The following is a 12,934-nucleotide window of genomic DNA, read 5'->3' on the forward strand; positions in this document are numbered from 1 at the left end:
ACGCTGCAATTTGTCAATGATGATAGTGACGAAAATCCCTTTGATTTCGCGATTTCAGCATCAGTCACAGCAACACCATTACCGGAAATCCAAGTATTAGACGGCACAACAGATATAGTAGATGGTACAACAAGTACAATTGATTTTGGTAGTGCATTAATTGGCGGCACTCTCAACAAAACCTTTACCGTCAAAAATCTCGGTACAGCAGCTTTAAACCTCAGCAACCTTACCCTACCAACAGGATTTAGCTTAGTCGGAACCTTACCTGCAACTGTCGCCGCCGGCGGTACAACTAACCTGCAAGTTCAAGTAGATACGACAGCAGCAGGAAATAAATCAGGGACGCTGCAATTTGTCAATGATGATAGTGACGAAAATCCCTTTGATTTCGCGATTTCAGCATCAGTCACAGCAACACCATTACCGGAAATCCAAGTATTAGACGGCACAACAGATATAGTAGATGGTACAACAAGTACAATTGATTTTGGTAGTGCATTAATTGGCGGCACTCTCAACAAAACCTTTACCGTCAAAAATCTCGGTACAGCAGCTTTAAACCTCAGCAACCTTACCCTACCAACAGGATTTAGCTTAGTCGGAACCTTACCTGCAACTGTCGCCGCCGGCGGTACAACTAACCTGCAAGTTCAAGTAGATACGACAGCAGCAGGAAATAAATCAGGTACGCTGCAATTTGTCAATGATGATAGTGACGAAAATCCCTTTGATTTCGCGATTTCAGCATCAGTCACAGCAACACCATTACCGGAAATCCAAGTATTAGACGGCACAACAGATATAGTAGATGGTACAACAAGTACAATTGATTTTGGTAGTGCATTAATTGGCGGCACTCTCAACAAAACCTTTACCGTCAAAAATCTCGGTACAGCAGCTTTAAACCTCAGCAACCTTACCCTACCAACAGGATTTAGCTTAGTCGGAACCTTACCTGCAACTGTCGCCGCCGGCGGTACAACTAACCTGCAAGTTCAAGTAGATACAGCCACAGCCGGAAATAAATCAGGTACGCTGCAATTTGTCAATGATGATAGTGACGAAAATCCCTTTGATTTCCCCATAGCGGCCACAATCACAACCACACCAACTCCAACCCCAACTCCTGCACCCGTACCGACTCCAACTCCTGCACCTGTAACCACGCCAACTCCTGCACCTGTAACCACGCCAACTCCTGCACCTGTAACCACGCCAACTCCAGCACCTGTACCGACTCCAACTCCAGCACCCGTACCGACTCCAACTCCAGCACCCGTACCGACTCCAACTCCAGCACCCGTACCCACGCCTACGCCTGTTAACATTCCCGATACAGAGTGCATTTGCGATAAAATTGAGTATCCCAATCTCAACAAACCCAACGAACAAATTGATAATATTATCAATGGTCGTCCCGGTCTTCTAATTGGTACTCCTAGAAACGACGCATATTTTGGCAGCAACAGTCCCAATATCTTTGATGCTTTAACTGGCAACGACAACCTATTTGGTGGGGAATTTAAGGATATCTTCAACGGCAATGAAGACAATGACTTCATTGACGGCAACAAAGGAGACGACCTCTTATTTGGTGGCAAAGGAAACGACATCCTTCTTGGTGATTTTGGTGAAGATATTATCTTTGGGAATGAGGGCAACGATGCAATTAACGGCAAAGAAGATAATGACTTAATCTTTGGCAATCGAGGTAATGATTTTATCGACGGCGGCAAAAGAAACGATATCCTATTGGGCGGAAAAGGTCAGGATTTAATTCTAGGCAGCGAAGGCAATGATACTCTCTTCGGACAACTCGGAGACGATACTTTGTGCGGCGGTGCAGGAGATGACTTCCTAAGCGGCAACGAGAATAAGGACTTAATCGACGGCTGCGAAGGAAACGATACAATTTACGGCGGTGAAGATAATGATACCTTACTCGGCTGCGTTGGCGATGATTTCTTGTCGGGAGATTTAGGAGATGACACCCTTATCGGAGGTTTGGGCAACGATACTTTTGTCTTAGGTGTCGATCGCGGCTTCGATATTATCTCTGATTTTGTCAAAGGTCAGGACTTCATCGGATTGTCGGGAGGTCTGACTTTTAACCAGTTAGAAATAACTCAAAACAATAATAGCGCGCTGATTAAATTAAAGGGAAGTGGAGAAGTAATTGCTTCGTTAACCGGAGTCACCGCCAGCCTAATTGCTGTCAACGATTTCCGAACATTTTGATATCATGTCCGCTACAATAACCGTTATAAATTTGTAGTAACCACGGGCTTACTCACAAAAGTATGAGGACTGAAGTCCTCACTACAAACCACTTTTATCATGCAGGTTCGAGCGGACATAATATCAGCTTAAATAAAGGCAGATGAATTCCTATTCATCTGCCTTTATCTTCCTTCCTCAGCGGTGAAAAAATAGACTTGGCAAAAATAACCTGATTCTGTATAAACTCTTTATATTAATTCTGCTTCTGCCTTCCGGTGACTAATTGCCCGATCGCCTTAACCGCAATACTGGGATGAAAAAGTACAGCCGGCGACTCAATCATGTGCACAACTTCCAAAAATGCTTGGCAAACTTTAGCATCTCCGACCAGCACTTTTAACACCAAATCCATGTAATCAATTGTCAGCCGCGTAGTGAGGTTTAGTTTTGCACCTTCACTTCCCGGATAGCGAGAGTCCTGACTGATGGCAAACGTCCAAGGAATAGTGTGTAATTTTGCTAGTTTTTGTTGAAATTGTCGCGCAAAGCCTGTTAAATCGCCTTCTGGATACCGCTCTCTATGCTTTTGCAGGCATTCATCTAGCATCTGAGCATCCAGTGCAGCAACCGTCATTCCCTGTCCGTATATCGGGTTAAAAGCGCAAACTGCATGACCGATAATTATTAAGTTTTCAGGGTAACGAGGGAGGCGATCGTAGTGGCGCAAACGGTTTTCTGTACCTCGATAACTATAAATAGGTGTTATTGCTTCTGCGTCTTTAATTGCATCATAAATTGTCGGGGTTGGCAGAGTGCGGGCAAATTCTAGAAAACCTGCTTCGTCTGCAGGGGGATAATCGCGATCGCCCCCGATGAGAATCACCAGCCAGCGATTGCCTTCGATCGGGAAAATTCCACCGCCACGCGTGCGAAATGGCGGTGCGGTTGACACAAATACTGGCGCTGTGTCTGACAATTTACCGCTGCATTTATAGATGCGGCTGGCATAGCCGACAAAAGCATTGATAACGGTTTCTTGCGGAGGTTCATAGCCCAAACTTTTCAACCATTGAGGTGTTTTGGAAACTTTGCCGCCAGCATCGACTACTAAATCTGCATACAAATTCTCTTCATGAATGTTAGCTGGGTTGTGGCGATCGCGAAAACGCACCGACACGCCCGCAACCTCCGTGCGCGAGGCATTCGCCAGCAACCCCGTTACTTTGCCTCCTTCGAGGAAATGCAGGTTCGTATTTTCAACCAAGCGGCGGCGAATTTGCCAATCAAGTAAATCCCGACTGAACAAAATTAAATCATTTAGATCCGGGCTAAAGTGCGGGGCCCAACCCGCCGGACTAAACCACGCGATCGACCTCGGATCTACACTAGGAGCACCAGCAGCTACCAGTTCGTTTTCCAAGCCGGGAAAAAACTCTTCTAGGATGATTTTTCCCCGATTTAAAAGGACGTGAAGGTGACGGGATTGAGGAATACCGGGGCGAGGTGCGGGTTGTTCTGGAAAAAAATCTCGTTCAACAATACTTACTCGATCGAAGTGTTTTGCTAATACTCTAGAAGCCAACAGTCCTGCTAAACTGCCGCCAATAATAATTGCATGACTTTCTCGCTGCACTATAGAATTCCTTGAAAGCTAATTTGCTATGGCATTGGTTGATGAATTGTGAACAATTTGTCTGGGCTTCTGTGCCGACTCTTAATATCGATCGACCCAAGATTTTCCTCTGCGATTATTTTACTCAGACTTACCATTACTACTATAAATATCGGGTGCGCCCCAGCGCAGGGAGCATCTCATATTTGTAAAAACACTTCTTCTGGCTCCTTCCTTCTTCCTTCTGACTCTTTTCTCCTGGCTCCTGACTCCTGACTCCTAACTCCAATTTCTAGCTTGACTGCTTTCATTGAGATGCTCCCGCCGCGCACCTTACTCCTAACGGAGAACTAACAACTTCACAACTGCCAATTTACATAGCACAACTATTCCTAAAGTGACAGCCGGCCGCAGACATATTTCTACACTTCCAACTGTAGGGGGATGCTTTAGCTCGACAATAAGGCGATGCTTGCCATTGGGGGCATGAGTCTAAAACTATACATTGGTTAACTTGCGCCAATGAGCGCGCGCACCCACTCCTTAACGAGGAATATACTATGTATCAAAATTTGCCAATAAATCCCCAACTGTATAACATCGGGTTCTGGCTGGCTCAAGTGCCAGTAGAGCAGACTACTACAACAAACACAGCAGAAGACGCAGCACTCCTGTATTCCGGGCCGCAATTTTTTATCGCCTTGATAGCTGGAGTGGTACTCGCCTGCGCTTTCCAACTCTTGCTAACAAATTTATCAGTAGCCGCAGGTCTTTCGTACATGGGACAATCCCACGACGACGGCCACCAGTCGGATAGCGGCAGTTCCCCAGTCCGCCACATCGGCAGAAAAGTAGGCACTTGGACGCTGATTACCGTCACCATCGCCCTATTCTTTGCTTGCTTGCTTGCAGTAAAGCTCAGCTTGATTAGCAGTCCCGGTTTAGGTGCCATCGTCGGTTTAGTCGTTTGGGCAACCTATTTCTCAATGCTTGTTTGGGTGAGTTCCACCACCGTCGGTTCCTTGATCGGTTCCGTCGTCAACAGCGCCACAGCAGGCTTTCAAGCCATTGTCGGCACCGCAGCCTCGGCCATCGGCGCCAAAGCAGCCAGCAACCAAGTAGTCGCCACCGCCAAAGCAGCAGCAGCAGCAGTGGGCCATGAACTGGGTAGCGCGATCGACCCCACAAGCTTGCGCGAAAACGTCGAAGACTACATCCAAAGCCTCAAACCGCCTGAATTAGACATCAAAGCGATGCGTAGCGAGTTTGAAAAATTGCTTAACGATCCGCAACTAAAAACCATTGCAACCGAAAATTTGCCGAATCTCGATCGCCAAACTCTCGTAGATTTAGTAAGTTCGCGATCGGACTTATCAAAACGCGACGTAAACCGCATTGTAGACCAACTCCAAGATGCTTGGAAACAAGTAGGAAAACAAGGGCAGCCATCAGACGGCATCGCGCAATTAGTAGACTATCTCAAATCTGCCAAATCGGGAGATTTGGTCTCAGATAAATTGGCAAGTAGGGTAGAAAAAGCCCTCAGCAGTCTGGGCGGTCAAAATTCTGGACAAAGCCCGACCATGATGTCCCAAGCAACGACAATGGCAGTCAATGCTTTAATGGGAATAGTATTGGGTCGCACAGATATTTCTGACTTGGATCTTGAAAAAGTAGTCGGTCAGCTCAAAGAAGCTAAAGACAAAGTTACCCAGCAAACTGATAAAATTACCGCTCAAGTCAAAGGCGAACCCGTAACTTACAGCCCAATTCGTGCCGACGTAGAAAACTACCTACTCAACACTTATTCGTGGCAGATGAACCCCCAAGCCATCGAGCGCGAATTTCGGGACGTTCTCTACGATCCTACAGCCGATCCGGGAACAGTGCGCCGCGAATTAGAAAAACTCAAACAGGCAAATTTTGCGGAAATCTTGGCAAGTAGAGGTGTTTTTACCCAAGACAAAATTAAACAAATTTCCCAGGAATTAGAAGCAATTAGACAGCGCGTTTTACAAACCGTAATCTTTGCCGAGGAGCAAGAAAAAGCCCGCGATTTGCAGTGGCGGCTAGAAACTTATTTGAAGCTGACGCCGAAAGAAGAACTGACAGCAGCAGGTATCGGGAGGGATTTCAAAAAAATCTTAGAGGATTCCGACGCTAGTTACGAACAGTTGCGCGATCGGCTTTCTCCTTACACCCGCGACAGTTTTGTGCAAATTCTCCGAGGCCGCGAAAACTTCGGATTCCAGGAAGTAGAACAGATTGTTCAAGAGTTGGAAAGGACGCGAGATGTAGTTTTAGCAGATGCTAAAGGTCTGCAAGAAGCAGCGCAAGCCCGACTAGACAACCAGTGGCAAAGAGTACAAGAATACTTGAAGTCTACGGGCAAAGAAGAACTCAATCCCGAAGGCATCAAGCGCGATTTGAAAACGCTGCTGGATAACCCAGAAGCGGGAATGTGGGCCCTGAGAGCTAGAGCTTCTAAGTTCGATCGCCAAACTTTGGTAAAATTGCTATCTCAGCGGAAAGACCTCAGCGAAGACCAAGTAAATCAGCTTCTCGACAGCACTGAAGAAAATTGGCACGGCGCGCTGCATACGCCGCAAAAGTTGGCCGAAAAAGCTAAGGATCAGTACGACCAAACCACAACCGCCCTTGCAGATTACCTTCGCAATACTGGCAAATCAGAACTCAATCCTGAAGGGATTAAGCGGGATTTGACAAAACTGCTGGAAAATCCCAAAGAAGGAGCTTTAGCGCTGCGTGGCCGCCTGTCTCAAGTCGATCGCGATACTTTGGTAAAACTGCTTTCTCAGAGACAAGATTTGAGCGAGGAACAAGTCAATCAAATTATCGACCAAGTGCAGGAAACTCTCGGCTCGATTGTGAAAGCGCCCCGCCGTTTGGCAAAACGGGTGCAAAGCCAAGTACAGGATTTTCAGAGTGTTTTAGAAGATTATTTGCGTAATACGGGCAAGGATGAATTAAATCCCGAAGCCATCAAGCGCGACTTGCAACTGCTGCTGCATGACCCGAAAGTCGGCGCTTACAGTTTGGGCGAGCGCTTGTCACACATCGATCGAGCTACAGTGGTTTCTCTGCTGTCTCAGCGGCCGGATATTTCTGAAGCAGAAGCCAATCGCATTGTCGATGGAATTTTGTCGGTGCGCGATGAGTTCGCACTGCAAATTCAGAAAATCCAGGAGGGTATTCAGTCGGTAATTGACGGGATTCTCGGAAAAATTCGGGATTACCTCAATTCGCTCGATCGCCCTGAACTAAATTACGAAGGTATTACGCGGGACGTGCGGAAGTTATTTGACGATCCGCAAGCCGGATTTGATGCTTTGCGCGATCGGCTTGGTCATTTCAACCGCGATACTTTAGTAGCATTGATGAGTTCTCGCGAGGACATTTCCGAAGCAGATGCCAACCGCTTGATCGACCAAATTGAAAGAAGCCGCAACACCGTTTTGCAAAGAGCAGAACGCTTGCAGCAAGAGGCGCAGCTTCGCCTCGAAAGCATCAAACTGCAAGCCGAAAAACAAGCCGAAGAAACCCGGAAAGCGGCAGAAGTTGCCTCTTGGTGGCTGTTTTTCACGGCTCTTTCCTCGGCGGCAGCAGCAGCAGGCGCCGGTGCTTTAGCAGTCATCCGATAAAAAAGACTTTAGTTGCGATCGGATTGCAGATAGTGCCTGATATCAGTTTCTACTGATATCAGGCACTAATGTTAGTAAAGGATGCGATCGGGGAGTAGGAACTGGTTTGTATTAATTTGTTGGTACTGTTGAATAATGTTATGGCTAAACCCGTTCCTACCCGTTTGTTGAGGATTGTGCAAACTGTGAATTTATAAATGTTAATTAGCAGTTTTGATTAATTTAAAATAGAAAACTAAAAAACTGATTTTTTTGATTGTTTTATATTTTATTTTCGGATGTAAATGAAAAGTCGCCGGATATTCATGGCATCTGCTATCACAATTTTTGAACGCGGTTCAGGGTTCGACGCTGGATAGGCTTTTGGGCCTATTCCACCACTCCTGCAAGGATTGCTATAAAACGACAAAAATCAAAACAGCTATTGAAATGAGATTTTTTTGGCAGGCAAAACTTGATCGGCCAGTCCGCTCTCTCCTCAATACTTTTTAGGTACAATATATAGTTAGGGTTCTCAACCCAGCACGCCTGTTCTCCCAACCGCCCGCCGCCCTGGCTGCGTCAGTATCAAAGGCGAACTGTTTTGAGTTCGATCGGCGGTTTATTTTGAAGAGGCAGATCGTCAGGTTATAACTTGTATGTCATAGGTTGTGCATAATAGGGAACTAAAGCTGTGAAAATACTACACTGACTGTGGGGGGCAAGATACCGGATACCTTGGAACTACCAAGGGCTTTGCTTTCGTCAGCCCAGAAAAGTCCAAACACGCAGGCCCTGCGCGAGCCAATGCTAAACAACTTACGTCTCAAACCTCTCCTGGCTAGTTGCCTAGTAGCACCGTGAGGAGGGCGACGCCATGCAACTCCGAAAAAAAACACTATTAATCATCGGTGCAGCGCTGATCAGCCTGATTGTGGTTCTGTATGCCACTGCATCAACTATTTTGCTGCATGATTTTCACAACCTGGAGGCACAGTACGTCCGCCAGGATGTCGCACGGGCTTTGGACGCATTAGATGATGACTTGTCGAATTTAGACACCAGCGCCCAAGATTACGCCGAGTGGGACGATACTTACTCTTTCGTCGAAACACGGAACGAAAATTTTGTCAAGTCAAATTTCGTCGATTCGACATTTATTTACTTAAGACTAAACTTATTGGTGCTGCTTGACTCGAAGGGTAAGACGATCTTCAGCAAAGGTTTCGACCTTAAATCCCAAACCGAAATCCCGATTCCCGAAAGCTTAAAACAGCACTTGACCGAGGCGCTACTAGACTCATCGACAGTCGAGGGCGATCGCCCCGTCGCCAAAACAGGCGTCCTCACCCTGCCAGAAGCCAGGCTGCTGATTGCCTCCAAGCCCATCTTCAACAGCAACGCCCAAGGCCCGTCGCGGGGAACGCTGATCTTGGGACGCTACCTCGACAGCACCGAAATCGGTTTGCTTTCAGAACTGACTCACCTGTCAGTGGATTTTAGATTGCCGAGTTTAGATTTTAAAGTGGGAGCCGCGAACTACTCCGGGCACAGCGCCAAGGCGATGGCTCGATCGAGGCAGGAGTTGGAAAATGTCAAACTCAAAATTTCCAACCTCAAATCAGCAGAAATTTTAGTCGAGCCACTCAGCGACACCTTAGTCGCAGGATACGCCCTGATTCGCGACATCCACGGCAACCTAGCGTTGCTGCTGCGAGTAGAGACAGATCGCATCATCTACGGCCAAGGTCAGGCCACCTTGGAGCTGTTTACCTTATCAATACTGGCAGTAGGTTTAATATTTAGCGCCATCACCCTGCTGTTGCTAGAAAAATTAGTCTTGGCGAGATTGGCTGCCTTGAGCACCAGCGTCAGCAACATCGCAGCCAACGGCGACCCCAGCTTGAGAGTTCCTATGGCAGGAGAAGATGAACTCGCAAGCTTGGCCGACGCCATCAACCGAATGCTAGAAGCATTAGGCAATTCTCAAGTCGAACGTAATGAAAGCGAAGACCGCTATCGGTTGATGGCCGAAAACTCAACCGACATGATCACCAGACACGACCCCAAAGGCGTGTTTGTTTACGTCTCGCCCGCCAGCAGGGCTTTGCTGGGATACGAACCTTCGGAACTCATCGGCCGCGTCCCCAAGGATTATTTTCACCCCGACGATTTAGAAACCATTGCCAAAGCTCACTGGAAAGTCCTCGCACTCCCAGTTACTTACACCGTCAGCTACCGCATTCGCCGCAAAGACGGCAAATACATTTGGTTTGAAACCACCGGCCGCACGATCAGTGATCCCCAAACAGGCGAAGTCCAAGAAATTATCGGCATTTCCCGCGACATCAGCGTGCGGAAGCAAACAGAACAAGAACTGCGAGAAAGCGAAGCTGCAATCAAAGCTTTGTACCAAGTGACTTCGGCTCCCCGTACAGACCCGCTCAACCACCTCTCTACATTTGATTTGCGCCTCCAAGAACTGCTGGCAATGGGATGTCGGCATTTAGGCCTGTCCGTGGGAATTTTGTCCTGCATTCAAGGCGACAACTATCAAATAATGGCTGTTGAGTGTCCCGACGGGTCGATCGTCAAAGACCAAATCTACGATCTGGAAAAAACTTTCTGCGTCGCTACGGCAATGGCAAAAGAACCGATTTACTTTGAGTCGGTGCGATTTTCGGGTTTTTCCTTCAACACGCACGATCGAGCTTTCCCCATCGAAGCTTACATGGGCATTCCCGTTACGGTGGCAGGTGAAGTTTACGGCACTCTGTGCTTCTTTTCTCCGAATCCTGTGACAGAACCGTTTCGAGCTGTAGACAGAGAGTTGATGAAACTGATGGCTCAGTGGGTGGGAAGCGAACTCGAACGCCAGCAAACAGACGTAGATTTGGCAAAAGCTCGCGATCAAGCACTGGCGGCTACTAGAGCCAAAAGCGAATTTTTAGCCACCATGAGCCACGAAATTCGCACTCCGATGAATGGAGTCATCGGCATGACCGGTTTGCTGCTGGATACCCCCTTAACTCGCGAACAGCGCGATTTTGTAGAAACTATCCGCAGCAGCGGCGATGCCTTGCTGACGCTAATCAACGATATTCTAGATTTCTCGAAAATTGAGTCGGGCAAATTGGACTTGGAGGAACATCCGTTTGACATCCGCACTTGCATTGAGGAATCTCTAGACTTGGTAGCTGCTAAGGCGGCAGAAAAAAAACTGGAAGTGGGTTACTTGATCGATCGTACAGTACCGGTAACGGCGATCGGCGATAGCACCCGCTTGAGGCAAATTTTAATCAACTTGCTCAGTAATGCGGTTAAATTTACCGACGCTGGAGAAGTGGTGGTTTCGGTGACTGCCAAAAAGATTTCAGTGCCGGCGGCTAAGGCTAAAGAACCGCCATTAATTGCTGGCGAACCGATAGCAATTAACCCAGCATACGAAATACATTTTGCGGTCAAAGATACCGGTATCGGCATTCCGAGCGATCGCATGGATCGGCTATTTAAATCTTTCAGCCAGGTTGATTCTTCAACGAGCCGGCAGTACGGCGGTACCGGATTGGGTTTGGCAATTAGCAAGCGTTTGGCCGAAATGATGGGCGGCAGGATGTGGGTGGAAAGTATGGGTAGTGTCGCGGGCAATCCTCCTGCCCATTTTAGATCATCGGCAGTTATTGATTTGGGATGGGCAGAATCTTGTGAAATTGCCGAAAAATATGGCTATGGCAAATCTGTACTCAGCAACCAGCCGATCGCCCAAAATACGAAATCCGTTGGCTCTACTTTTTATTTTAGTACGATCGTTTCTGGCTGCAAGAATTCCTTACCACTTAACTTGAGCAATTCTCAACCTGAATTAGCTGGCAAGCGAGTCTTAATTGTCGATGACAATGCTACCAACCGCAGAATTTTGACTCTCCAAGCTCAGTCTTGGGGAATGGTGGCTAGGGCTTCAGCTTCGGCTCGTTTGGCTTTAGATTGGCTGGCTGCTAAAGAGATGTTTGACTTGGCAGTTTTGGATATGCAAATGCCGGAAATGGACGGGTTGACTTTAGCGGCGCAAATTCGGCGGTATCCTGATTGCGAAAAGTTGCCGTTAGTGATGCTAACTTCGATCGGCAGGCAAGAAATTAACCCCCCTTCTATGGAGATGGATTTTGCTGCTTTTTTGAATAAACCCATCAAACAATCTCAGCTTTACAATGTTTTAATCAATATTTTTGGAGAACAGACAACTGAATTTAAAGGGCAGCGCACTACCGGGTCTTTCTTGCAAACCATACCCGTGCTGGCCGAGAACTTACCCCTGCGGATTCTGTTGGCTGACGATCATTTGGTGAATCAGAAGGTGGCTTTGCAAATTTTACAGCGGATGGGGTACCGCGCGGATGTGGCGGGAAATGGTATTGAAGTGCTCGAAGCTTTGCGCCGCCAGCCTTACGATGTGGTGCTGATGGATGTGCAAATGCCGGAAATGGACGGACTGGAAACTACCCGCCGCATCCGCGAGCAATTTTCAGCAGATTTAACTGTAGAAAATCCCACGGGAGAATCAGAAGTTTCCGCAACTGATGAGCAATCTAATAATCGAAAATCGAAAATCGAAAATCCCAAATCGACTGAGGAATCTAACAATCGAAAATCGAAAATCGAAAATCCCAAATCGACTGAGGAATCTAACAATCGAAAATCGAAAATCGAAAATCGAAAATCGACAAGACCTTGGATTGTGGCGATGACGGCAAATGCGATGCAGGGCGATCGCGAAGAGTGTATGGCTGCGGGGATGGACGACTATTTGAGCAAGCCGATCGCAATTGACCAGTTGGTGCGAGCTTTGATCGCGTGTAAATCTCGATCGAACTCCGCATTCGATCGTCTGCAGCCGATTGTTTGTTTGGACTCCCAGGCGGAACAGATCGAAGGAACGAGTGAATTAGAAGTGCGATCGAATGTGGCTGTTGCGGGAAATCCACAACAGACAATTCCCAATTCGCCCGGAGTCGTCGAGTGGGGTGCATCAAATCTCGATCGGGCTTTGTCAGAGGGGCACGATTCCCTAAGTCCCAAGATTATAGAGGGACTGCGAGAAGTGGAAGCTTTGGACGAGGCGATCGAGATTTACCTCGAAACAGCTCCCGAACTGCTGCGAGGCATCTCTATGGCTCTGTGCAATGCCGATCCGCTGGCTTTGCGGCGATCGGCTCACTCTTTAAAGTCGATTAGCGGTACTCTCGGTGCTTTTCGCTTGTTTGAGCTGTGCGAGGAACTCGAAATCATGGGCCGCATCGGCACAAATGCTAACCAGTCTTTACCTGATCCGGCCTGCGCGCTTTTAGAAGAGGTTGAGGCGGAGTATCAAAGAGTCGAAACGGCGTTGAAAATAGAAAGGCAGTACAGCGAAACAATGACAGAATAATTAACAACTGATAACTAACTATTGTTCGTGGGT

4 protein-coding genes are annotated in these 12,934 nt (G+C 47.5%); 3 read left to right on the top strand and 1 reads right to left on the bottom strand.

What is annotated here, in order from left to right:
- On the top strand, nucleotides 1–2,241 hold a 2,241-nt coding region (locus QUB06_RS28280), incomplete at its 5' end, for a choice-of-anchor D domain-containing protein (protein ID WP_333438096.1).
- A gap of 235 nt (nucleotides 2,242–2,476) precedes the next feature.
- On the opposite strand, the gene QUB06_RS28285 is transcribed toward QUB06_RS28280, so the two are convergent.
- A complete protein-coding gene (locus tag QUB06_RS28285; protein ID WP_333438097.1) occupies nucleotides 2,477–3,856 on the bottom strand; it encodes a 2-polyprenyl-6-methoxyphenol hydroxylase-like oxidoreductase in 1,380 nt (459 codons plus the stop codon).
- A 539-nt stretch (nucleotides 3,857–4,395) separates the two neighbouring features.
- Between QUB06_RS28285 and QUB06_RS28290 the strand changes: the two genes are divergently transcribed.
- Nucleotides 4,396–7,497, top strand: coding sequence for an MFS transporter (locus QUB06_RS28290; protein WP_333438098.1), 3,102 nt, complete (start codon nucleotides 4,396–4,398; stop codon nucleotides 7,495–7,497).
- Nucleotides 7,498–8,353: 856 nt separating this feature from the next.
- Nucleotides 8,354–12,901 (top strand): response regulator, encoded by a 4,548-nt coding sequence (locus QUB06_RS28295; RefSeq protein ID WP_333438099.1) that lies wholly within the window; start codon nucleotides 8,354–8,356, stop codon nucleotides 12,899–12,901.
- The last annotated feature ends 33 nt before the right edge of the window (nucleotides 12,902–12,934 follow it).

This window comes from Microcoleus sp. D2_18a_D3 (assembly GCF_036702455.1).
Classification (GTDB): Bacteria; Cyanobacteriota; Cyanobacteriia; order Cyanobacteriales; family Microcoleaceae; genus Microcoleus.